The sequence below is a fragment of the Streptosporangium sandarakinum genome (genome assembly GCF_013409935.1).
In the GTDB taxonomy this organism is placed as follows: Bacteria; Actinomycetota; Actinomycetes; order Streptosporangiales; family Streptosporangiaceae; genus Streptosporangium; species Streptosporangium nondiastaticum.
On sequence record NZ_JACCCO010000001.1, the window covers coordinates 381,974 to 403,739 of the forward strand.

25 protein-coding genes and 2 pseudogenes are annotated in these 21,766 nt (G+C 70.1%); 14 read left to right on the top strand and 13 right to left on the bottom strand.

Going from position 1 to position 21,766, the window contains the following annotated elements:
- Positions 1–46: 46 nt before the first annotated feature.
- Both HDA43_RS01765 and HDA43_RS01770 read left to right on the top strand, forming a co-directional pair.
- The gene (locus tag HDA43_RS01765) at positions 47–202 is read left to right on the top strand and encodes a hypothetical protein (RefSeq protein WP_179817986.1); all 156 of its coding nucleotides are present in this window, start codon (positions 47–49) and stop codon (positions 200–202) included.
- A 28-nt stretch (positions 203–230) separates the two neighbouring features.
- Positions 231–503: an acyl carrier protein gene (locus HDA43_RS01770; protein ID WP_179817987.1), complete on the top strand. Its 273-nt coding sequence runs from the start codon at positions 231–233 to the stop codon at positions 501–503.
- A 291-nt stretch (positions 504–794) separates the two neighbouring features.
- Here HDA43_RS01770 and HDA43_RS01775 read toward each other — a convergent pair whose 3' ends face one another.
- The 4 genes from HDA43_RS01775 to HDA43_RS01790 all read right to left on the bottom strand — a co-directional run bounded on the left by HDA43_RS01775 (position 795) and on the right by HDA43_RS01790 (position 3,966).
- Entirely contained in the window at positions 795–1,289 is a 495-nt protein-coding gene (locus tag HDA43_RS01775; RefSeq protein WP_179817988.1) for a sigma factor, read from the bottom strand.
- Positions 1,286–1,462, bottom strand: coding sequence for a transposase (locus tag HDA43_RS01780; RefSeq protein WP_218911557.1), 177 nt, complete (start codon positions 1,460–1,462; stop codon positions 1,286–1,288). The genes HDA43_RS01775 and HDA43_RS01780 overlap by 4 nt, the downstream gene beginning before the upstream one ends.
- Positions 1,463–1,524: 62 nt before the next feature.
- Complete coding sequence (locus HDA43_RS01785; protein ID WP_312872897.1) at positions 1,525–2,706, bottom strand: acyl-CoA dehydrogenase family protein; 1,182 nt, start codon at positions 2,704–2,706, stop codon at positions 1,525–1,527.
- Positions 2,707–3,018: 312 nt separating this feature from the next.
- Positions 3,019–3,966 (bottom strand): prephenate dehydrogenase, encoded by a 948-nt coding sequence (locus tag HDA43_RS01790; RefSeq protein ID WP_179817990.1) that lies wholly within the window; start codon positions 3,964–3,966, stop codon positions 3,019–3,021.
- 522 nt (positions 3,967–4,488) lie between these two features.
- Between HDA43_RS01790 and HDA43_RS01795 the strand changes: the two genes are divergently transcribed.
- Complete coding sequence (locus HDA43_RS01795; protein ID WP_179817991.1) at positions 4,489–4,899, top strand: SgcJ/EcaC family oxidoreductase; 411 nt, start codon at positions 4,489–4,491, stop codon at positions 4,897–4,899.
- Between the two features lie 164 nt (positions 4,900–5,063).
- Here HDA43_RS01795 and HDA43_RS01800 read toward each other — a convergent pair whose 3' ends face one another.
- The gene (locus HDA43_RS01800) at positions 5,064–6,089 is read right to left on the bottom strand and encodes a glucose-1-phosphate thymidylyltransferase (RefSeq protein ID WP_179817992.1); all 1,026 of its coding nucleotides are present in this window, start codon (positions 6,087–6,089) and stop codon (positions 5,064–5,066) included.
- 194 nt (positions 6,090–6,283) lie between these two features.
- Between HDA43_RS01800 and HDA43_RS01805 the strand changes: the two genes are divergently transcribed.
- From HDA43_RS01805 to HDA43_RS01820, 4 genes are all read left to right on the top strand, one after another.
- Positions 6,284–7,534, top strand: a complete 1,251-nt coding sequence (locus HDA43_RS01805) for a GNAT family N-acetyltransferase (RefSeq protein WP_179817993.1) — start codon at positions 6,284–6,286, stop codon at positions 7,532–7,534.
- Between the two features lie 480 nt (positions 7,535–8,014).
- Entirely contained in the window at positions 8,015–8,803 is a 789-nt protein-coding gene (locus HDA43_RS01810; RefSeq protein ID WP_179817994.1) for an alpha/beta fold hydrolase, read from the top strand.
- Positions 8,804–8,995: 192 nt separating this feature from the next.
- On the top strand, positions 8,996–9,595 hold the full coding sequence (locus HDA43_RS01815; RefSeq protein ID WP_312872898.1) for a TetR/AcrR family transcriptional regulator: 600 nt from the start codon (positions 8,996–8,998) through the stop codon (positions 9,593–9,595).
- Entirely contained in the window at positions 9,595–10,533 is a 939-nt protein-coding gene (locus tag HDA43_RS01820) for a glycoside hydrolase family 113 protein (protein ID WP_179817996.1), read from the top strand. The genes HDA43_RS01815 and HDA43_RS01820 overlap by 1 nt, the downstream gene beginning before the upstream one ends.
- Positions 10,534–10,569: 36 nt before the next feature.
- Here HDA43_RS01820 and HDA43_RS01825 read toward each other — a convergent pair whose 3' ends face one another.
- Both HDA43_RS01825 and HDA43_RS01830 read right to left on the bottom strand, forming a co-directional pair.
- Entirely contained in the window at positions 10,570–11,406 is an 837-nt protein-coding gene (locus HDA43_RS01825) for an MBL fold metallo-hydrolase (RefSeq protein ID WP_179817997.1), read from the bottom strand.
- Positions 11,400–11,996 (bottom strand): dihydrofolate reductase family protein, encoded by a 597-nt coding sequence (locus HDA43_RS01830; RefSeq protein WP_179817998.1) that lies wholly within the window; start codon positions 11,994–11,996, stop codon positions 11,400–11,402. Before HDA43_RS01830 ends, HDA43_RS01825 begins: the two co-directional genes overlap by 7 nt.
- 74 nt (positions 11,997–12,070) lie before the next feature.
- Here HDA43_RS01830 and HDA43_RS01835 point away from each other — a divergent pair, with 74 nt between their 5' ends.
- Positions 12,071–12,565, top strand: a complete 495-nt coding sequence (locus HDA43_RS01835; protein ID WP_179817999.1) for a winged helix-turn-helix transcriptional regulator — start codon at positions 12,071–12,073, stop codon at positions 12,563–12,565.
- Positions 12,566–12,677: 112 nt separating this feature from the next.
- Here HDA43_RS01835 and HDA43_RS01840 read toward each other — a convergent pair whose 3' ends face one another.
- Entirely contained in the window at positions 12,678–12,890 is a 213-nt protein-coding gene (locus tag HDA43_RS01840; RefSeq protein WP_312872900.1) for a DUF397 domain-containing protein, read from the bottom strand.
- A complete protein-coding gene (locus HDA43_RS01845) occupies positions 12,881–13,732 on the bottom strand; it encodes a helix-turn-helix domain-containing protein (protein WP_312873375.1) in 852 nt (283 codons plus the stop codon). Before HDA43_RS01845 ends, HDA43_RS01840 begins: the two co-directional genes overlap by 10 nt.
- Before the next feature lie 798 nt (positions 13,733–14,530).
- On the opposite strand from HDA43_RS01845, the gene HDA43_RS01850 reads away from it, so the two are divergent.
- Positions 14,531–14,956 (top strand): ATP-binding protein, encoded by a 426-nt coding sequence (locus HDA43_RS01850; protein ID WP_179818001.1) that lies wholly within the window; start codon positions 14,531–14,533, stop codon positions 14,954–14,956.
- 120 nt (positions 14,957–15,076) lie between these two features.
- A complete protein-coding gene (locus HDA43_RS01855; RefSeq protein WP_179818002.1) occupies positions 15,077–15,889 on the top strand; it encodes a class I SAM-dependent methyltransferase in 813 nt (270 codons plus the stop codon).
- On the opposite strand, the gene HDA43_RS34245 is transcribed toward HDA43_RS01855, so the two are convergent.
- Together HDA43_RS34245 and HDA43_RS34250 are read right to left on the bottom strand one after the other, a co-directional pair.
- Positions 15,868–16,362: an MFS transporter gene (locus HDA43_RS34245; RefSeq protein ID WP_218911558.1), complete on the bottom strand. Its 495-nt coding sequence runs from the start codon at positions 16,360–16,362 to the stop codon at positions 15,868–15,870. The two genes, HDA43_RS01855 and HDA43_RS34245, sit on opposite strands and share 22 nt — an antisense overlap.
- Positions 16,359–16,811 carry an MFS transporter gene (locus tag HDA43_RS34250; protein WP_218911559.1) on the bottom strand — a complete coding sequence of 151 codons (453 nt, stop codon included), beginning with the start codon at positions 16,809–16,811 and terminating at the stop codon, positions 16,359–16,361. The genes HDA43_RS34245 and HDA43_RS34250 overlap by 4 nt, the downstream gene beginning before the upstream one ends.
- Before the next feature lie 77 nt (positions 16,812–16,888).
- Between HDA43_RS34250 and HDA43_RS01865 the strand changes: the two are divergent.
- Positions 16,889–17,083 (top strand): annotated as a pseudogene (locus HDA43_RS01865) (hypothetical protein); the annotation flags it as partial.
- Here HDA43_RS01865 and HDA43_RS36610 read toward each other — a convergent pair.
- A pseudogene (locus tag HDA43_RS36610) lies at positions 17,029–17,298 on the bottom strand (Tn3 family transposase); the annotation flags it as partial. The pseudogenes HDA43_RS01865 and HDA43_RS36610 sit on opposite strands and share 55 nt — an antisense overlap.
- 345 nt (positions 17,299–17,643) lie before the next feature.
- On the opposite strand from HDA43_RS36610, the gene HDA43_RS01875 reads away from it, so the two are divergent.
- Positions 17,644–18,333 carry a DUF4097 family beta strand repeat-containing protein gene (locus HDA43_RS01875; protein WP_179818003.1) on the top strand — a complete coding sequence of 230 codons (690 nt, stop codon included), beginning with the start codon at positions 17,644–17,646 and terminating at the stop codon, positions 18,331–18,333.
- Here the strand turns inward: HDA43_RS01875 and HDA43_RS01880 are convergent.
- Positions 18,274–19,101 (bottom strand): MFS transporter, encoded by an 828-nt coding sequence (locus HDA43_RS01880; protein WP_179818004.1) that lies wholly within the window; start codon positions 19,099–19,101, stop codon positions 18,274–18,276. The two genes, HDA43_RS01875 and HDA43_RS01880, sit on opposite strands and share 60 nt — an antisense overlap.
- Positions 19,102–19,415: 314 nt before the next feature.
- Between HDA43_RS01880 and HDA43_RS01885 the strand changes: the two genes are divergently transcribed.
- On the top strand, positions 19,416–20,435 hold the full coding sequence (locus HDA43_RS01885) for a hemopexin repeat-containing protein (RefSeq protein ID WP_179818005.1): 1,020 nt from the start codon (positions 19,416–19,418) through the stop codon (positions 20,433–20,435).
- 183 nt (positions 20,436–20,618) lie between these two features.
- Positions 20,619–21,758: a phage tail tip lysozyme gene (locus HDA43_RS01890; protein WP_179818006.1), complete on the top strand. Its 1,140-nt coding sequence runs from the start codon at positions 20,619–20,621 to the stop codon at positions 21,756–21,758.
- Positions 21,759–21,766 lie beyond the last annotated feature (8 nt).

Consider the following 21,766-nt stretch of genomic DNA (forward strand, 5'->3'; position numbering starts at 1 on the left):
GCGCGACCGGGCGCCTTTTCCGTGCCGGTGCCTTTTCCGTGTTCTCGTGACGGCCGCCCGGATCGTTTTCGTGACGGCCGTCCGGGCCGCCGCGCTCGCATTCTCGGAGATGCATCCGGATCTCCGCGCCGTGATGATGGGGAAACAGGAATCGGCCTACGGACCTGCGCGGATCGCGGATCTGCTCACACGCCGCCATTGACGTTTGTCTGGCGATGGGAGGAACCCGGATGAATGGCAATCGTCCCGGCGAGCTCAGCCTCTCGGTCATCGAGGGCAAGGTCGCGGAGATCTGGAAGCACGTGCTCGACGTACCGGACGGGATGGAGGACGCCACGTTCTTCGACCTCGAAGGAGAGTCGATCTCAGCGGTCCGCCTGGTGTCCCGGATCGAGGATGAGCTCGGCGTCTCCATCGACGTGGGCGACATCTTCGAGGAGGACCCGAACCTGGAGGCGCTGGTCCGGAAGGTCGCCGGCCAGGCCGAGGTCTCCGCGGCCTAGCGGCCCCGGACACGGGAGAAGGCCATTCCTTTCCGAGAACCCTTCGGAAAGGAATGGCCTTCGTCGTTCACGCCCTCCCTCGGTCGCCGCTTTTTCGGTTTCCGGGTCCACGGGAAAGGGCCCGGACCCGGCACGGTGCCCCGGCACGGAGGCCGCCTCGATCCATCGATTCTTCGGCACCCGGCACGGGCATCGAACCCACCGGCATCGGAACGGCGGATGGCGGCGGCTCCGCCCGCGTCGGCCGGCTGACACCACCGACCGTCCTGGTGCGGGCCCGGGTGGGGCGTCTTACAAAGCCCGGGGAGGCACGCCTCGGCCCGTCGTCCAGTGACGGAGTTCGCCGGGGTTGCGTACCACCCGGATGTGCTCGATCCGGTCACCCGCGACCTCGAACGCGAACACCGTCACGATGACGCCGTCCCGCTGGGCCACCAGACCGGGCTGACCGTTGACCGTACGTTCCAGGAATGTCATGTCGTCGGGTAGTGGCTCGGGGGTCCATTCGCCCACGTAGGTCTCTCGCCGGGCTCGTGCCGAGCCGAGCAGATTGAGGCAGATGCGGCTGGCGACCGTCGTCAGCCAGGCGCCGGGGGGCTCGATGGCGTCCTGCTGTCGCCGGGACATGGCGTACCAGCGGGTGCAGGTCTCCTGCACGGCGTCCTCGGCCTCGGCCGGCGAGCCCGGCAACCGGTACGCGAGAATGATCAGGTGACGCCGCTCGCTCATGATCGCGTCCAGGCCCGGGTCGGGCCGGCCCTGTTCTGGCTCGGATCGGGTGGTCATGACGCCGTCGGCTCCCTCGGCACGAACAGGATGACCTGCAACGCCAGGCGGTCATCCAGCCGCTTTCGCCCTGGCCAGCGAGCTCGTCGCTGGTGTTCGGGCAGCAGCGGCTCGATGACCGCCCACAGCTCGTCGCCGACCTCCCACGGCTTCGGCCGCGCCAACCGGCTCACCCCTCCCACCGTCGTTACGGCGGGAGATCAAAGCACAGCAGAGACCATTCCGTCAGGCGCTCTCAGATGTAGAAGGTGTCGGGCTCCAGGCCGCAGAGGATGCGGCCGTACAGCTCGGCGTTGGTGTTCGGGTGCATCAGGGCGTGCAGGTTCATGGCGCTGATGTCGCGGGCGATCCGCTGGATCGGCACGTGGGTGTAGATCGACGACCCGCCGCTGGCCGTGGCGTAGATGTCCACGGCCTCCTTGGCGAGGCGGCACGCCGCCCCCATGTCCGCGCGCGCCTTGACCCGCTCCTCCAGCGTCCACTGCTCGCCGCTGACGCCCTTGCCGTCCACCAGGCCGGCCAGCCGTCCCGCGTGGAACTCGGCCTCGTCGACCTTCATGGCCGCCTCGGCGACCTGCAGGTGCGTCAGGGGCGCCTCGCGCTGGCTGGAGTACCCGGTGTAGGTGATCTTCCGCTCGGGGAGCCGCTGGAAGAACGCCTCCTGGGCGGCCTTCGCCAGGCCGACCGCGGTGCCGACCGAGGAGGCCGAGGCGACCGGCAGCAGCGGGACGCGGTAGATCGGCGAGGCCGCGTTCAGCTTCGAGGCGTACTGCCCGGCGAGCACCGCGGGCAGGGGCAGGACGCGCTCGGCGGGGATGAAGACGTCCTTGGCGACGGTGGTGACGCTGCCGGTGCCCTTCAGGCCCGAGGTGTTCCAGTCGTCCACGATCTCCAGGTCCGACATCGGGACCAGCGCCATGATCGGCATCGGCTCGACGCCCGGACCGGCCTGGATGGCGATGATCTCCTGCCAGTGGCTGTGCCAGGCGCCGCTGACGAAGCCCCAGCGGCCGTTGACGACCACGCCGCCGTCCACGGGGGTGGCCATGGCGCTCGGGCTCAGCGTCCCGCACACCCGGACGTCGGGCGTGGAGAACACCTCGTCCTGGACCTCGTCGGGGAACATGCAGGTCATCCAGGTGGGGATCCAGTAGACGGACGCCGTCCACGCGGTGGAGCCGTCGGCCTTGGCCAGCTCGGCGGCGACCTCGACGAGGGTGCGGGTGTCGGCCTCGTAGCCGCCGTAGCGGGCGGGCACCCTCAGCTTGAAGACGCCGGCGTCGGCCAGGGCCTGGATCGACTCGTCGTGAAGCCGACGGTTCTCCTCCGACCAGGCCGCGTTCTTCCGCAGCACCGGCAGCAGTTCGGACGCGCGGCGAACGAGCTCTTCCCGCGCCGGGACATCGGTCGTCAGCACCATTTCCTCCTAGTCGTCGTCGACGAGCCCCCGAAAACCGCTCCCCGGCCTCCGGCTCGCGACGCGTACAAGGCCGGCACGCTCGTCCTGACGTCCGGGAAACACGGACCGGGAGGCGCCCGCCGGTGATCTCCTCACGAATGTCGCATCCGTGTACGGCCGCGGCACCTTCGTGAGTGCGGTCGTCACCCCCGGCGAGGCGGGGAGGACCGGGTGGGGCGAGAAGTCCTCCGGGGGAACGGCGGGAGCAGGGGTCTTTCGGCGGAGGCGGGGGGAACGCCGGAAACGGCGGGGAGGGAACGGGGAAGCGGGTCAGGCCGCCGCCTTCGGCGCCGCGGAGCGTCCGCCCGCCACGCCGGCCGGGCGCGCGCCGGCGAGGAGGGCACGACCGTGGTTGCCCCGGACGAGCAGGCCGGCGAGCGCGCCCGGCGTCCCGGCGGTGCCGGCCATCCCTGGCACACCGGACGTCCCGGACGCGCCGGGCTCCGCCCCCCGCAGCGCGGACGCGACCTCGGTGAGGTCCCGCACCACCGCGTCGAGCACCTCGGCGATCGGGCCGGCGTTCTGCCGCAGGATGTCGCACCACAGGTCGGGGGAGCCGCCCGCGATCCGGGTGACGTCCCGCAGGCCCTGGCCCGCCAGCGCGAGCGTGGTCTCGTCGGCCCCCGCGAACCTCGCCGCCAGCGCCGCCGCCACCAGGTGCGGCACGTGGGAGACCGCGGCGGTGACCCGGTCGTGGGCGTCCGGGCGGACCAGCCGGTGCTCGGCCCCGCACAGCGCCACCAGCTCCGTCACCAGGCGCACCGCGTCCGGCCGCGTCGCCGGGTGCGGGCACAGCGCCCACCGGCGGCCGGCGAACAGGTCGGCGCGTGCCGCCCCCGGCCCCGACGACTCCCCACCCGCCATCGGATGCCCCGGCACGTAGACCGAGACGTCGCAGCCGGCCGCCTCGGCCTCGGCGAGGATCCCCGCCTTCGTGCTCGCGACGTCGGTGTACACCCGGCCCAGCCCGCGGGCCTGGGCCTCGCGCAGCACGCCGGGGACCGTGGACGGCGGGGTGGCGATGACCACCACGTCGGCCGGGCGGTCGCCGCGGGCCGACGCCGTTCCCGCGCCCATCCGCTCGGCCTTGCGCACCGCGTACGGGTCGCGGTCGGACAGGGTGACGTGGACCCCCGTACGGCGCAGCGCGAGCGCCACCGACGCTCCGATCAGACCGCAGCCGAGAACCGCGGCACGGCGGATCTCCGTCGAAATCATCAGTCCTCCATGGGGTGCGCTCCGGCGCGGGACGGCCGGTCATCGCCTCGGGGACGTCCGGGGACCGCCGCGGAGGCGTCCGGAAGCGGAGCGGAGACATCCGGAGGCGGCACGATCATCGGCCGCATCGTCAGTCTTCCGGCGCCGCGTCCGGCGTTCCAGGTGGAGGGCCATCAGCAAGGTGCCGGTCACCGGCAACTTCCTGCCAGCGCCCCGCGCGGGCCCCCTGCCGGCCGTCACCGGTCCGTCCGGGTCTCTCTCCCCCCGCGGCCCCGTCCCCACTCCCCCGGCCCGCGCGGGGAGGCCGTCTGCCCGGAAGGGCCGGGCGAACCGTACGGAGCCACTCCCCGGCCTGCGCGGGAACGCCCGCAAAACGGACACCGCACGCCGAGAGGTGCGGTGTCCCGCGCCGGGCGACCACGATGCGAATGTGCGGGCCCGCGAGGTCGCGGGGCGATCCCCTTCCCTCCGCCGGCCTGCCGGGCCTGCCCTGTCCCAGCCATCGAGTGAGGGAACGCCAGCATGAGCGCATCACCGACCATCACCGACGACATCACGGCCGTCAGCGAGGTGCCCCGGCGCATCATCGCCGCGTGGGCCGGCAACGACGCCGACGCCTTCGCCGAGGTCTTCACCGAGGACGCCACCATGGTCCTGCCCGGGGTCTTCGTCTCCGGCCGTGACGGGATCCGCGGCTTCATGGCCGGGGCCTACGCCGGCCCCTACCGGGGCACCCGGGTGGCCGGCGAGCCGATCTCGGTGCGGTTCACCGGCCCGGACAACGCCGTCCTGGTGACGCGGGGCGGCGTCCTGGTGGGCGACGAGACCCAGCCCGCGCCGGAGCGCGCGGTCCACGCCACGTGGGTGCTGGCCAAGCAGGACGGCCGGTGGCTGCTCACCGCCTACCAGAACTCCCCGGCGAACGCCGTCTGACGCCTCCCGGCCGCCGACGCCTGAGCGCGGACGGCGTGCGAAAGGGACGACGGACGCGAAGGGGGACCTCCCGCCGGAGGTCCCCCTTCTTCGTGTCCGTTCCCCGACCGCGCGCCCGCCGTACGACCGCCGCCTTCCGTACGGCCGGCCGGCGCCCCGGCCCGTCAGGCGACCAGCTCGACCCGCGTGTGGTCGCCGACCAGCAGCCGGTGCTGGACCTTCTCCCGGTCGGCCGGCATCACGACGGCCGACCGCCCGATCATCGACCCGTACAGGCCCGGGACCTCGGAGATCGTCGCGCCGTCCAGCACGATCGAGTCGGCCAGCCGCGTACGGCGCAGCACGCAGTCCTGGCCGATGGAGACGTCGGGCCCGAGGTGGCAGTCCTCGATCAGGGTGTTCGCCCCGATGATGGCCGGCCCCTCGATGACGGACCGCACCACCCGGGCCCCGGGGCCCAGCACGACCCGGTCGCCCAGCTCGGCGAGCAGCCGCCGGTTGCACTCCAGCACGTCCTCGGCCCGGCCGGTGTCCTTCCAGTAGCCCCGGTATTCGCTGGCCCTGACCGCCGAGCCCTGGTCGACCAGCCACTGGATGGCGTCGGTGATCTCCAGTTCGCCGCGGGCCCCGGGCCGGATCGCGGCGACCGCGTCGTGGATCCGGGCGGTGAAGAAGTAGACGCCGACCATGGCCAGGTCGCTGCGGGGCCGGGCGGGTTTCTCGACCAGCCGCCGGACCGCGCCGTCCCGGCCCAGCTCCACGACCCCGAAGGCGCGCGGGTCGGCGACCCGGTGCACCACGACCTGCGCCGCGGGCCGGCCGGTCCGGAACTCCTCCGCGATGGCCTCCACGCCGTCGGGCAGCATGTTGTCGCCGAGGTACATCACGAAGTCTTCGTCGCCGAGGAACGGGCGGGCCAGCTCCACGCAGTGCGCCAGGCCCAGCGGCCGGTCCTGCGGGATGTAGGTGACGCGCACCCCCAGCCGCGACCCGTCGCCGATCACTCCGGCGATCTCGGCCGCCCAGCCGCCGACGATGACGCCGACCTCGGTGACCCCGAGGTCGCGGATGTTCTCCAGCACGTGCTCAAGGACCGGTTTGTTCGCGATCGGGATGAGCTGCTTCGGCATGGAGTAGCTGAAAGGACGCAGGCGGGTGCCAGACCCGCCGGACAGCACCAGGGCCTTCATGCGGACAATTCTTACAGTCCCCCGGGAAACGCCCTTCTCTGCTTTTGCCGACTTCCCCCGCGGGCGCGGCCGGGCCGGTAGTCCCGCATTTCAGGAGATGTTCCGCCCATGAGGCGGTGTGAGGATACGAGGGCGAACGCCGTTCACCGTAATCCGGTCGAAAAACCCGAGTGTGGCAATCCGGAGGCTACCGAATGAAGAGCAACGACCTTGGGGAAGCCGTGGCCGACGACATCACGATCGAGGTCCCGACCCACGAGGACTGGGACGACATCTACTCGACGTTCTCCGCGGCCATCAACATCGACGGCGACCCGCAGAGCCGCGAGGCCGAGCGCGAGCTCTTCGAGCCCGCCCGCTCGCTGGTCGCGCGGAGCGGCGGCCGGGTCGTCGGCACGCTGGGGTGCAACACCCGGCAGATCGCCGTCCCCGGGGCGGTCATCCCCGCCGCCCACGGCTGCCGCGGCGCCGTCTCCCCCGCCGCCCGCCGCCAGGGCCTGCTGACCAAGCTGATGCGCCGGCACTTCGAGGACGCCCGCGCCCTCGGCGAGGCCATCACCCTGTGCTGGGCCAGCGAGGCGCGCATCTACCACCGCTTCGGCTACGGCCTGTCGATCCGCCGGATCGGGCTCAACGTGAACTCCCGCGAGGTCACCCTGCCGCCCGGCAAGGGCGCAGGGAAGATCATCGAGGGCAGCCCGGCCGACCTGCGCGACGCCCTCGTCAAGGTCTACGACCAGGTCTACGCCGAGCAGCCCGGCTGGTCGGAGCGGACCGAGGCCCACTGGGACTACCGCCTGGCCGACCTCATGTCGATGCGGGCCGGCGCCTCGGCGCTGCGGGTCGTCCTGCACGAGGGCGACGGCGGCGTCGACGGCTACGCCCTGTGGCGGGTGCGCGGCAACTGGACCGGCAACGGCCCGATCGGGCAGGTCGAGCTGGTGGAGCAGGTCTCCACGACCCCCGAGGCCTACGACGCGCTGTGGCGGTTCCTGCTCACGGTGGACCTCACCCGCTCGGTCACGACGTGGTCGTGCTCGATCGACGAGCCGCTGTTCTACTGGGTCGGCGAGCCGCGGCAGCTCGCGGCGCACCTGTGCGACGCGCTGTGGATCCGCGTCGTGGACGTCGCCAAGGCCCTGGAGTCGCGCCGGTACGCCGCGCCCGTGGACGTCGTGATCGACGTGACCGACGAGTTCATGCCGGTCAACACCGGCCGGTGGCGGCTGACCGGCTCCCCGGAGTCGGCCACCTGCGTCCCCACCTCCGACCCCGCCGACCTGGCGTGCGACATCCGGGCCCTGGGCGCCCTGTACATGGGCGGTACGTCGATCCGGACGCTGGCGGGCACCGGGCTGGTCCGGGAGCTGACCCCGGGCGCGCTGGCCGCCGCGGCCCCGGCCTTCGGCTGGCACCGCTCCCCCTCCGCCTTCGAGCTCTTCTGACCGCGCCTCAGCGGCTCGGCGGGTCCGCGTGGCGGACGTACGGCGGGCGGGCGCACGGCGCCGGCCCGCCGTACGGGCATGAGGGATCCGTGCCGGCCCGCCGTACGGACGCGGGAGGGCCCGGGTCACCTCGCTGTACGGACGCGGGAGGGGTCTCCCCGCGGAACCACACAAAAAGGCACGACGGGCATGAAAAACCATATAAAGCGATAAATGCCCTGAAAGATCGATCGGCGGTAGAAATACCTTGAGTCCGGGAATCGCGGTGGAGCGCCCGGAGCGGCCGTTCTCCGGACGGGCCGTGGAATTGTCGGTCCGCCGGAATAGCATCCTCGGAGATGCCAGCCGGACCACGGATGGTGCAGGTTGGTTCCCCCGGGTCTGCCTTTTCCCGCGGAGCCGGCGTTTGCCGCCGTCGCGCGAGGCCCGGTGGGGCACGACCGAGCAATTGTCCATATCCACCACACAGAGAGATTCACCATGGACGTAACGTCAGCAGACGGCACCACCATCGCTTTCGACCGGTCCGGTGAGGGGCCCGCGGTCATCCTGGTGCAGGGTGGGTTCAGCGACCGCTCCCACCCGATCTGGACGGGTATGGCCGCCGCTCTCTCTCCTCACTTCACCGTGTACAACTACGACCGCCGGGGACGCGGCGACAGCGGTGACACGCAGCCGTACGCGGTCGAGCGGGAGATCGAGGACCTCGAAGCGATCATCAAGCACGCCGGCGGCGAGGCGATGGTGTTCGGCGGCTCCTCCGGCGGGGCGCTCGCCCTGGAGGCCGCGGCCCACGGGCTTCCGATCACCAAGCTCGCCGTGTACGAGCCGCCCTACATCGTCGACGACAGCCGCGCGCCGGTCCCCCACGACTTCGAGGCCCAGCTCGCCGACCTCATCTCGGAGGGCCGCCGCGGCGACGTGGTCGCGCGCTTCATGACCGAGGCCGCCGAGGTCCCCGCCGAGATGGTGGACCAGATGCGCCAGTCCCCCTACTGGGAGGGCATGGAGGCCGTCGCGCACACCCTCGTCTACGAGGCCGCGGTCGTCGGCCCCGGCAACAAGCTGCCCGCCGAGCGGCTGACCCGCGTCAACACCCCCACGGTCGTCATGACCGGCGAGAACAGCGCCCCCTGGATGGGCAAGGGCGGCGCCGCGGTCGCGGAGAAGCTGCCCAACGGCGAGCACCGCATCCTGGAGGGCCAGGCGCACGACGCCTCCCCCGAGGTCCTCGGCCCCGCGGTCGCGGAGTTCTTCAAGGCCGGCTGAACACCCGCCCTCAGGCCCGGCCGCCCGCCGTACGACCCACTCGCGGGTACGGCCCGGCCGCGGCGATCCGGGAGCTCACCATGACGGCCGCCGGGAAGGCACCCCTTCCCGGCGGCCGTCGTCATGCCCGGCCCCCCGGATTTTTATTGGACCGGGTTCATTTCTGAACCCGGTCCATGTACGCTGTCCATCGTGATCGCAGAAGAGAAACGAGCCCAGCGCAGGGCCCACATCGCGGACGCGGCGATGCGGCTGTTCACCGAGCGGGGGTTCGACGCGGTAACCGTCAACGAGGTCGCCGAGGCGGCCGGGGTCGTCAAGGCGACCCTGTTCAACTACTTCCCGACCAAGGAGTCCCTGGTCCTGCACGTGCTCGACGACGACCTCGCGCGGGTCGTCGCCGAGCGCGCGCCGGGTCGCACGCCGCTGCGCGCGTTGCGCGAGCACTACCGCGGCGCCGTCGCCGAGCCCGCGGGCTCCTACGTCCCCGAGCTGCGCACCATGGTGCGGGTCATCCAGCAGAGCCCCGCACTGATCGCCGGCGTCAGCCGCTTCCGCGGCGAGCAGGCCGCAGCCCTGGTCAAGGCCCTCGTCGAGGCGGGCGAACCGGACGGCATGCGCGTCCGGCTGATGGCCGCGCACATCGTCACCGCGGTCAGCACCGTCCAGGAGACGTTCTTCCAGCGCCTGACGGACGGCATGTCCCCGCCGGCCGCGGGCAGGCTCGTCGGCGGCGATCTCGATCTCGCGTTCGACCTGCTGGAACGGGTCTTCGGCGGAGAGGAGAAGTGATGCGCGTACGAGGGGTCACCTACGAAACCGGCTTCCTGCCCGGCAACGCCAGCCGCCCGGAGTGGCATCCGGAGGCGGTCGAGCGCGACATCCGGGTCATCGCCGACGAGCTGCACTGCACCGCCGTGCGCATCACCGGCGGCACGCCCGGGCGGCTCTCGCTCGCCGCCGAGCTCGCCGCCGCGGCGGGTCTCGAGGTGTGGTTCTCGCCCTTCCCCGTCGACCTGGGTGCTTCTGAGATGCTCGCCCTGTACGCCGACTGCGCCCGGCGAGCCGAGGCCATGCGGCGGGCGGGTGCCGAAGTCGTCTTCGTTCCCGGCTGCGAGAGCAGTGCCTTCGGCCACGGGTTCCTGCCCGGGGCCACCTACGAGGACCGGCTCACCGCCATGGCCGGCGCGGATCCGGCCTGGTGGCAGGCGCTCGGCCCGGTGATGGAGCGCTTCAACGCCTTCCTGGGCGAGGTGGCCGCGGTGTCCAGGAAGCACTTCGGCGGCCGGGTGACATATGCCGCGGGTCCTTGGGAGTTCGTAGACTGGGCCCCGTTCGATCTGGTCGGCATCGACGCCTACCGGGCCGCGTACAACACCGCCCACTTCTCCGACGAGCTGCGCGACCTTTTCAGCCACGGCAAGCCGGTGGCCGTAACGGAGTTCGGCACCTGCCCCTACGCGGGAGCCGGAGACCGCGGCGGCATGGCCTGGGAGGTCCCCGCGGACGCCGTCCGCGACGAGACCGAGCAGGTCCGCTATTTCACCGAGCTGACGGACGCCTTCGAGGAGGCGGGCGTCGACGCCTCCTTCTGGTTCACCTTCGCCACCTACAACCGCACAGGGCATGCCGACCTGGGCTCCTACGGCGTCGTCGAAACGCTGGATCCGACCACCTGGAAGCCCCGAGAGGTCTTCCACACCATGGCCGCCCGCTACGCGAACCCCTAGCCGGGGGCCCGGCACCCCGCACGGCTCCGGGGCTCGTCAGCGGGGCGTCCCGTCGAGCTCGCTTCTTCGGGCGAGACGCTGGAGTTGATGTTCGTGCACGGCGGCCACCCACTCCCAGCCGGGCTTGGCCGACGGGCCGATCCGCGGGTCGGCGGGGACTCGGCCGTTCCGCAACGTGAGCACGTACGCCCGATCCTGTTCGATCCGTGCCTTCACCTGGTCGGACCCGCCGACGGAGCCGTGGCCCGGGACGACGACATCGACGCCGCCCGCCACACCCTCGATCAGGCCCAGCGCGGCGAGGTGGCCCTCGATCGGGTCAGCGGCGCCGTCCAGGTCGAGCATCGGAATCAGGACATCGGAAAGCATGTCACCGGCGACGAGAACCCCGCGTTCCTCGATCAACAGCGCCGCATGGCCCGGGGCATGCGCTTGATGCTCGACGATGCGGACCTGCGGGCCGTCCCAAGGAATCTGCGCCGTCCCGGCGGGCAGACCGGTGATGAGGCCGAGCAGGTCCAGCGGCACCTGCCCGGCGATCTCCGTCTCGAGCAGGTGGGCGGCGATGCGGTCCTTCGCTCCCGCGTCCGACAGCTGATCTCGGACGGTGGCCGCGCAGCGCGCCGTGCCGTAACGGGGCGCCTCGCCGAGGCTGGCGTGCCAGAGCAGGTGATCCCAGTCCGGATGCGTGGAAAACCCCGCCACAACGGGCTGACCCAACTCGCGAAGGTCGTTCGCGAGGCAGTCGATCTCGGAGCCGGTCACCCCGGGGTCGATGAGCAACACACCGGCCCGGCCCTGCACCGCAATGGCGTTGCTCTGCACGAACTCGCTCTCGTGGACCCACACGCCCTCCGCGACCTGCCTCAGCACGAGCTCGCCTCCTTCGCATCCAGGATGGCGTAGCGATGCATCGTGACGCCCTGCTCGAACGATCGCCGCTCCAGCGGGTCGAGATCGATCGGCAGGTCGTAGTCGTCGAACAGCGGCCTGCCGAAGCCGAGGATCGCGGGATGGGTGAAGAGCAGCAGCTCGTCGAGAAGCCCCGCTCGGAGCAGCTGCGTCGCAAGCGCCGCGCCGCCCACACTGATGCCGCCGTCGGTCTCGGCCCGCAGGGCGGCGAGCTGCTCGATCGCGTCGTCTCCCCCGATGATCCGGGTGTTGTGATCGGCGCTGCGGCGCGTGCGGGAGACGAGCACCTTGGGCTTGGCGGTCCAGATCTCGCCGTACTCACGCATGACATCCGGCAGCGACGCGTCCTCGCGCGCCCTTGGCCAGTACTCCTCCATGACCTCGTAGTAGACCCGGCCGTGGACCATGAGCGCGAGCGCCTGTGTCTGCGCGTTGGCCTCGCGGTGCAGTTCCTCGTCGATGCGCAGCCACTCGCCGGCGCCGTCGTCCCCCGGAACCTGCTCGATCCGCAGGTCGAGGGACACCTGCATCGAGTAGACGAAACGGCCCATCAGCTCCTCTTCCCAAAAGTGATTGCACTCTGCAACCACTATATTGGGAGCGAAATATCCGTCAAGGAGGAATCGTGGAACCACGGTCCGGGTGTCCGATCAACGCCGCCGTCGAGGTGCTCGGAGATCGCTGGTCGTTGCTCGTGCTGCGCGACGTCATCTTCGGTGACCGCCGTTACTTCCGCGCGCTGCTCACCGGGTCGATCGAGGGCATCGCCTCGAACATCCTCGCCGACCGCCTCAAGCGGCTCATCGATGCGGGGCTCCTCACCCGCGGCGCCGCGGCCCGCGGGCAGCGCGCGCGCTTCAGCCTCACCGAAGCCGGCATCCAGACTCTGCCGATCATCTACGCTCTCGGCAACTGGGGCCTCGACTGGCGCTCGGGCGACGCCGTGCTCCGAAGCCGGCAGCGGCTCATGCGCGACGAGGGCCCGGCGTTCATCGAGGAGCTCATGGACGAGCTCCGTGTCCGCCACCTCGACGCCCCGCCGAAGCCGCACGACGGCCCGGGCGCGTTCAAGCGGCTCAGCGCCGCCTACGCCGCCGCCGAGCAGGAACGAGGCGGTTGAGCGCGGGGCCACAGGCCCAGGCCGCCTTCCTCTCGGGGCCGACCCATCACGTCAGGTGCGCCCGTGCCCAGGGAGCCTCCCGGCGCCGGGGGCTCCCCTCACGCCTGAGGGATCAGAAGTCGAACTCGCCCTTCTTGGCACCGTCGACGAAGGCGTCCCACACGCTCGCACTCACCACGAACGGTGCCTTCTCCGGAGCCTCGGAGTCACGCAACCCGACCCGCCCACCGGACAACGGAGCCACCTCAAGACAGTTGCCCTGGTTGGACGCGCTCTTGGTGGCCTTGCGCCAAGCCGCCGTCTTCAGCTCGTCACTCAGCTCCACGACTTCTCCGCCTTCCTGATCAGCTCGATTGAGGCATGCCGCGGGTTCGCCTCAGCTCGAATGGTGTCATATCGCGCGCGGATCGCCTCGACATTTTCCGGCCGATCCGTCACGTTCCCGTTGATCGCGGACTCGATATATACCGTGTCCGGCCGCCCCTGGATCTGTGCAATGGCGAACGCTCCCGATGCCCCTTTGGTGGATCCGAGCTCAAGAGGAACGATCTGAATTCCGATTCGCGGAGATTCCGCAGAATCCAGAAGACGCTCAAGCTGACGGCGCATGACGTCCCTACCACCGACGGGGCGTTGAAGAACGACCTCATCGAGAACGACCCAGAGCATCGGCCGCTGGGGCCGGGAGAGAATTCCCTGCCGCTCCAACCGGGCTTCCACCGCCTTCTCCACCTGCTCATCCGTTATGCCCGGCTCACCGCGCAGAACCGCTCGGGCGTATTCCTCGGTTTGCAGAAGGCCCGGCACGACGAGCGGCTCCCAGGTGTGCAGGGTGTGGGCTTCCCGCTCGACGTCCAGCCAGCCGCGGAACCACGGCGGGCTTGCGGCCCGGGTGACGTGCTCCCACAGTCGTACCAGCTCACCGCCTGCCCGTAGGGCGTCGTCACAGAGTCGCGCGAAGTTGCGGCTGGGGGTGCGCTCTCCTCGCTCGATGAAGCCGATCAGGCTCTGGCTGAACATGGTGATCTCCGCCAGCCGATCCTGCGTCAGGCCGGCCCGCTTCCGATACCTGCGGACTTCGGCACCAAAGACATCCAGCGGCTTTGCATCGGGGCTGATCTCGGAGAACGCAGATATTTCAGCTCCGTCCGGCGAGGGGAACGACACGCCCAAGCACAGAAAAACACAGTTTCAGCACAAGCTGTCATGTGGATGTGCTCCAGCTTCCATACCCAACGTAGCCATTCAGGGGCACGCTGTGAAGGGAATCACCTCGCAGACAATCTCGCGTGGGAGCCCTTCCACCTATCTAGAAGATTCACCTTCTGTCTCCTCGTGAGAATAGCCGGAAATATCCGGACAAAGGAGGGATTAATGACCGTCGAAAGAGCGGACCCGGGTGGGTCGGCCGATTGGCCCGGCCTTTCCGCGAGCACGGGTTTGTCACCTTCCGGCAACCCCCACGAGGGCGGTCCGGACCACTCCGAGCCGCCCTCCGTACCCTTGCCGCGGGATGGCCGGCTCGGGCCGGATCACCACGAGCCGCCCTCCGCACCCTTTCCCCGGGGTGGATGGCTCGGATCGGAGCGCCCCGAGCCATCCGCCCCGTCCCCGACCCGGCGCGGACGGCACCGGCGCGGCGTAACCGTCACGGCGACCCGGCCCGGCCACTGGGACAGCGCCCACCGCGACTCGGCCCGGCGGCTGGACCAGGCCGAGCCCGCCTGGACCATCTGGTACGGCGTCGGCACCCGGCGCTTCCACGCCGTCGCAGCCTGGCCCGCCCCCGAACCACTGATCGTGCACGCCGCAGACACCGACGGGCTGCGCCGCCTGATGCGCGGCGCCGAGCGCGCCGCCGGGCCGTACCCCGCCCCCGCCGCTCCGGCCGGTCCGGGCTGCGGCCGGACCGGCCCTTTATCGGCGCCCGTCCCACCACGGTCCCGAGCATCCCGAGGAGACGCCATGCCCGCGACGCCGGACGGCCCGCGCACCGCTCGGTGGACCCTGCCGCACGACCCGTCGGTCGTCGGCAAGACGCGCGGGCTGGTGGAGGAGACGCTCACCGGGTGGGGCCTCGGCCTTCTCGCCGACGACGTGGTCCTGGCCGCCGGTGAACCGCTGGCCAACGCGATCTCCTGCGGCGAGCCGCTGGTCCGGCTCTCCCTGCGGACGGAGGACGGGGCGCTGTGGGTCGAGGTGACCGACCGCGGCCCCGAGCTGCCGCACCGCCTGAACCTCGGACTCGACGCCGTCCACGGCCGCGGCCTGACCATCGTCGAAGCCCTCTCCGACGCCTTCGGCGTCACCCTCCTCCCGGACGCCCCCGGCAAGACCGTCTGGGCCCGCTGGAACCTTTCCGGGAGTGAGAACCGCAGCGACGACCGTTAGATGAAACCCCCTGACGGTCATCGTCATGCCCGGTTCCGCCGACCTCGATTTCGACCGGCCGAGAGAGGACCGGAGGACAAACCGTTTGCCCGGGGCGAACGGTGCGCAGCATGATCGAGTATGGCTGTGACAAGGGAACTGCTGCTCGCCTACTACGGGCAGGACAGGGAGGACGGCCGGCTTCGCGCGGGGCACGGCCGGTTGGAGTTCTGGCGGACGCAGGACGTGCTGCGCCGTACGCTGCCCCCGGCTCCGGCCCGGGTGCTGGACGTGGGCGGCGGCACCGGGGTGCACGCCGAGTGGCTGGCCGCCGACGGCTACGACGTCGAGCTGCTGGACCCGGTCCCCCTGCACGTGGAGCGGGCCTCGAAGCTGGCCGGGGTGGCGGCGAGGCTGGGCGACGCGCGGGAGCTGCCGGTGCCGGACGCGAGCGTGGACGCGGTGCTGCTGCTGGGCCCGCTCTACCACCTGGCCGAGCGCGCCGACCGGGTGCGGGCGCTGGCCGAGGCCCGGCGCGCGGTACGGCCCGGCGGCGTGGTGGCCGCCGCGACCATCAACCGCCACGCGGCCGTGCACGACACGGTCCGCACCGGCTCCTACGTCGAGGAACGGCAGCGGGAGACGGCGCACGCGGCGATGCGGGACGGGCACATGCTCTCCCCCGGAGGCGGCTTCCCGGCCTACTTCCACGACCCCGACGAGGTCCCGGGCGAGTTCGCCGACGCGGGCCTTCCCAATGCCGAGCGGTACGGGCTGGAGGGCGCCTTCTGGCTGTACGGCGACGTCGAGGACTGGCTCGACGACCCGGAACGCCGTCGGCTCCTGCTCGACGCTCAGCGGTCGATGGAGTCGGCGCCCTCACTCCTGGGGGTCAGCGGCCACCTGCTCACCGTCGCCCGGCGACAGGTTCGTCACGAATACGGGCAGGGGTGAACAACGCCTGATAGCAGACGGCCGCCGAGCAGGACGGCGCGGGACCCGACGGTCAGCAGCCCGCCGGCGAGGAAGGTGCCCCGTACACCGGCGAGCGGCAGGATGAGTCCCCCGAGCGCGGCACCCGCCGCGATGCCGGCGTTGTAGGCGCCGGAGTTCGCCGCGAGGGCGATGTCCGTACGGCCCGGCGCGCAGTGCAGCATCGCGTTCTGCGTGGTCATGAACACCGGCCCGAGCGCACCGCCCACCAGCGTCAGGAACACCACCGCCGCCACCTGATGAGCGCCGAACGCGTACAGGCCGAGCATGCCCACCGCCTGCGTGGCCACGGCGGCGGTCAACGCGGACCGCGGAAAGCGGTCCAGGAACGCTCCGGTGACGCTCACCCCGGCCAGGCACGCGACACCGAAGACCACGAACAGGACGCTGACCGCGCTCGGAGAAAACCCGCTCACGTCGCCCAGGAACGTCACTCGGACGTGAACAGGCCCACCGCGACCGGCCCCATCACGGCCCAGAACAGCGCCTGGGCGAGCGCGGTCAGCAGCCGCGCCACGAGGAGCAGCCAGTAGGAGGCGGCCGATGCCGCGACGAGACCGGACACCACGAGCGCGGCCAGCAGCCCCGTGAGCACATAACGTCGGGGCACGGCCCGCACGACGTGGGCAAGCGGCACGGACGCGATGGCCACCGTCACGCCGTAACCGGTGACCAGCAGACCGACCGCTGACAGGGACACCCGGAGGTCTTCGGAGATGAGATCCAGGAGGCCGACCGGCAGGTTCTCCGCGGTGTTGAAGGTGAGGGCGGCCAGCATCAGGGCCCCGAGCACCGCCGGCCTGTGCCAGGGAGCCGGTCGCCGCGTGATCGCACCGTCTTCTCCGATCCTCGCGCGTTGCGCCTGCTCAGTAGCACTGTCCATGCGGATACCTCACCTGGCGCATCAGTCCCGTGGCAACCGGATTCACGGGGCTGCACCGACCAGCGGACCAGCCGCATCGCGCCTACAAGGGGCGCAACGTGGTGGAACGGTGTTTCGTCAAGCTCAAGCAGTGGCGAGCCGTCGCCACCCGCTACGACAAGCTCGCCGGCCGCTACCTCGCGGGTGTCACCATCGCTTCCCTGCTGCTCTGGCTCCGCCACACCGACTCCCACACCCCGCACGGGATGAACCGGGAGAAGAGCGCGACGTAGGTGTCGGAGATGTAGTGGTAGGCGATGCCGCCGACCCAGCCGTAGCGGATGCTGGTTTCGGCCAGCAGGTTGTCGATGTAGGTGTCGACCTGGGTACCGTCGGAGACGACCGCGCTGCCGTCTCCCCAGGCCTTGACCACGTCGAGTTCGGCGGAGGCCATCGAGACGGCGCACGCCGACTTCGCCGCCCTCCGGCAGCGCGACCGCAACACCGAGCAGTTACTCGGCGCTGCACGCCACCTGACGGTAGTCATACGAGAACAGGGCCGAGTAGAGCGTTGCCGCAGGCCACAGAGGGTGCCTGCCGCGATGCGCGCCTCTGGGTCCCGGTCCGGGCGTTCAAGGATGAGTCCGGCACCCGGCACCACTGATACGACGCACCTTCCGGAGTACCGGTGTCTCGCCCATTCCCTGAAGTGGCTCCCTTGATCGCGAATGGACAGGGTCGCCGGCGCCGAGGGCATGCCCCGCTGCCGGATCGCGGGATGGGGGTTCTCCCCGGGAACCGTCGGGGGCATCCCTGATGCGGGTCGGGGGGAATGTCGGACAGGATCGACGGCATGAAGATCACCGCGATCGCGGGCGGCCTGCTGGCCTCCGTGATGCTCCTGACCGGGTGCGGCCTGGACGCCATCGGCAAACCGAAGAACGAGGAAACCAACACGTACCAGGTCAAGGAGAAGGTACAGCAGCTTCACCTCAGAAGCGGCAGCGGGAACGTGACCGTCACCGAGTCGGACACGACGTACGTCAGCGTGGCCGAGAGGCTCTACTGGAGCAACGACAAGCCGCAGACCAGGCACAAGGTGGAGGGCGACATGCTGTCCGTCTACTACGACTGCCAGAAGTCGTGGGGCACCTGCGGGGTCGAGTACAAGGTGGAGATCCCCAAGGGGGTCCAGGTCGACCTGGATGCCGGCTCAGGTGATCTGACACTCAGGTCACTCACCGGCCCTCTGGACCTCAAGGTCGGCTCCGGCGACATCGAGGGCGACGGCCTGGGCGGAAAGAAGCTCCTCGCCGAAGCGGGGTCCGGCGACGTCACCCTGAAGTACACGGCCGCACCGGACGGCGTCGAGCTGTCGGTCGGCTCGGGCAACGTCGTGCTCACCGTCCCCGATGAGGCCTATGACGTGAACACCAGGACGACATCCGGTGACGCGAACATCTCGGTCAGGAAAGACAGTTCCTCACCGCACAAGATGTCGCTGACCGCGGGTTCCGGAGACGTCACCGTCTCGGCTGGATAACCGGCTCTGTGGCCTGCGGCAACGCTCTACTTCGGGGCTCATCGCACGGACCCGGGCGGAGGGCCTGCCCCGGCGTACCCTCGAAATTCGTGCGACCACCACGCTCATCACCACGTTCAGCGAGGGCGTCGACAAGGTGATGAACATCAACGGGATCATCGGCCACCACGCCCCCCAGGGCAGTGCCGTGGCCGCCAGCGCGGCACCGAAGACCGTCACGACGGCCAGCAGTAGTCTGCCGGGAGGCAGGAGCCTGCTGATGCGGCCCGACAGCAGCGCACCGGTCAGTCCGCCGATTCCGAGGCCGGCCAGGACCGTGCCGGTGACGCGCGCGTCACCGCCGCGTTCGCCGACGAGCACGATCAGCGGGATCAGGAACGCTCCGCCCAGCAGGTTGAGGACCATCACCGCCGCGGTGACCTCCCGCAGGCCGTACTGGTGCCACAGCCATGCGATGGCCTCGGCCGCTTCCCGGCGCATGCCACGCCGGATCGGCCGCTGCTCCTCGCCATCCTCTCGTCCAGAGATTTGCGGCTCATCCGCCGGGCGGCGCGGCACCTTCGCGAAAGCGTAGAAAAGCGTGGCGGCAAGGAAGGTGATGGTGCGGGCTCCGGCGACGATGCCCGCCGACCCGGGCGAGCCGGTGAGCGCCAGCACCAGCAGCGGCATGGCGAGCCGGGTGAGCTCCGACCCCGACTCGGAGACCGCACTGCCGATCCACAGCAGCTGAAAACGCACGTTCTTGCGCAGCGGGACGATGTCGGTCACGAAGCGTCTTCCTTGGATGCGGGGACGCGGTCACCTGGCCTGAGGCGCCACCGCGGGTGCCGTAAGCAGGTCGAGCAGGGTGGTCGCGTTGTCGACGAGGCCGCCGCGGTCACTTGATCATTAACTCTCGGACATTGCGATCCGCGGTTGCCGCGAAAGATCAGTTGAAAATCAGCGAGAAGACGTCACTGGACAGCCCTCTCATGATCGAGTATAAGAAGATAACAGATGCGGCAGCAGACGTCACAATCAGCCATGAGATCTCAATTGAGGCTGAATCCCTTTAGCTCCCAAAGCAGGCGGCGGAGTGATCTATGGGCACAGGAGTGCACTTCTTCCGGGCCGGCCAGTGCCTGCGTTACGACCGAGGCGAGGACGCCGCGGGTGTTTCATTAGCGGTCAGGGGGAACTGGCCGGGGATCGCGGAGGCCGGATTCGACCAGCCCGATGCGGCGGTCAACCTTGAGACGGGCAAGGTCTTTTTCTTCCGGGGCCCGGACTATGTGCGCTATGACATCGCCACCGACCGCGCCGATTCCGGCTACCCGCTCCCCATCGCCGGCAACTGGCCCGGATTACGGGAAGCCGGTTTCGACGCGGACATCGACGCCGCAGCCAATTGGGGAAACGGGAAGGTCTACCTCTTCAAAGGACCGAACTACCTCCGCTACGACATCGCCACCGACCGCGCCGACCCCGGCTACCCGCTCCCCATCGCCGGCAACTGGCCGGGCCTCGCCGATGCCGGCTTCGGGGCGTCGGTTCGAGCCGCTGTCGACCTGTTCGACGGACGTGACCTGTGGCTGCCGAACGCCGAGCGCATGCCGGCCGCGAAGAGCGGTCCGAAGTATCGGCCTCTTCCGTGGCGCGGCGTGTTGCACACGACGGAGGGCCCCACGATCGCGGGCGCCCTGCAGACCTTCCGCGACACCGACTTCTGGCCCACGCTCACCATCGAGCCGAACACGTTCCGAGTGGTCCAGCATTACTCACTCAATGCGGGGGCCCGGGCCCTGTCCGACCGCGCGACCCCGGCGAACGCCGCTCGTTGTGTGCAGATCGAGATCGTGGGATTCGCCGCCCAGACCCCGTCGTGGGCGCCCGAACAGCTGGCTTTCGTCAGAGACGTCATCCGCGACATCGAATCCCTCGTGCCGATTCCCCGGCAGTCGGGCCGGACGTTCCTGGACGCGGCCGGTGTGAATTCGCGGCCCGGCAACCGCATGTCAGTCGAGGAGTGGAACAGATTTTCCGGCTGGTGCGGCCACCAGCACGTACCCGGTGAATCGCACTGGGACCCCGGGGCCCTCGACATCGACATCCTGCTGAGCTGACGAACCCGTCCGGCCACCGGTGGAGAGAGGGGCCGACCCCACGTGATGCGGACATGCGCATCGCCGAACCGTGCTCAGGCGGGGCGAACCGTACCCGCGTGGGATCTCGACGTCTCAGAGCGACCAGACCCCTCCCATCCCGATCGCAATTTCGTCGGCGTTTTCTGATCCGTTTGAAGTGGGGTGGCAGGTCTGACAAGCCCGGCTCAGTTCGATGCCAAGGCAAGGGCGATGCTGGCCGCGGGTTTCGACCCGGGTCCGGCGATCGGCCCGGTCGAATCCGCTGGAATCGGCGAATTCCGAAGATACCAGCACGCCGTCATCATGTCGCATCCCGTCGCGGGCCTCCACGAGGTGCACGGCCTCATCATGGAGCGCTATTTCAATCGGATGGGCGGCCCGTCCTGCTTCCTCGGCTATCCGGCGACCGACGAGACCGTCGCCGGTGTCGGCAGATTCAATCGCTTCGAGTTTCAGGGTTCGGGTATCTTCTGGCACCCGGTTTTCGGTGTCCGCGAAGTGCACGGCCTCATCGGAGAGTATTACTGGTCGGTCCTCGGGGGTCCGACGGGGGCGTGGGGATTCCCCGTCAGCGACGAGTATCCCGATGGATCGGCCGACCGGGCCAGTGACTTCGAAGCCGGCACGCTCCATTGGTCTCCGGCGAGCGGGGTGATCGAAATTCTCGCGCCGTCGCCGGGCGCGGTCGTCCCCGCGGCCGGGGACTGGCCGCGAACAGGCGCCAACGATCGATTGCGGTATGCGGTCGGGCAGTTAGTCGAAAGATACGGATTTCCGCCGAACGGGGCGGCAGGCGTCGTGGGGAATCTCTGGGCGGAGTCCGCGGTGATTCCCAGCCGCATCGAGGGAAGCTCGGCGGCATCGCCGATGAGGGCGGCGAACTTCACCGGCACCGTGACGGATTTCACGGCCGACCAGATCATGTTGCGGACGAACCCCGGCGGTCCGCGTCTACCCGGCGTGGGTCTGGCTCAATGGACCTCCTCGGCTCGGCGAGCCGGCATGTTCGCGCACGTTTACAACGGCGTCGCATTCGGTTCGAACGCTCTGTTCAGCATGGACTCTCAGATCGACTATCTCGTGACAGAGCTTCGAATGCGCTTTCCCGGCGTGTTCTCCGTCGTGAACGACCCGAATGTGGCCGTCGACAGGGCCAGCGACGAGGTCGTGTACAACTTCGAAGTCCCCGGCGCGATCCTGGAAGCCGGGCAGAAGCTTCCCCGTGCGGATGCGCGTGTGCAGGCGGTCTTCAACCAACGGCGCACGCCTTCCCGCAACGCCAGGGCCGCGTACGCGCCATAGCGTCGGTC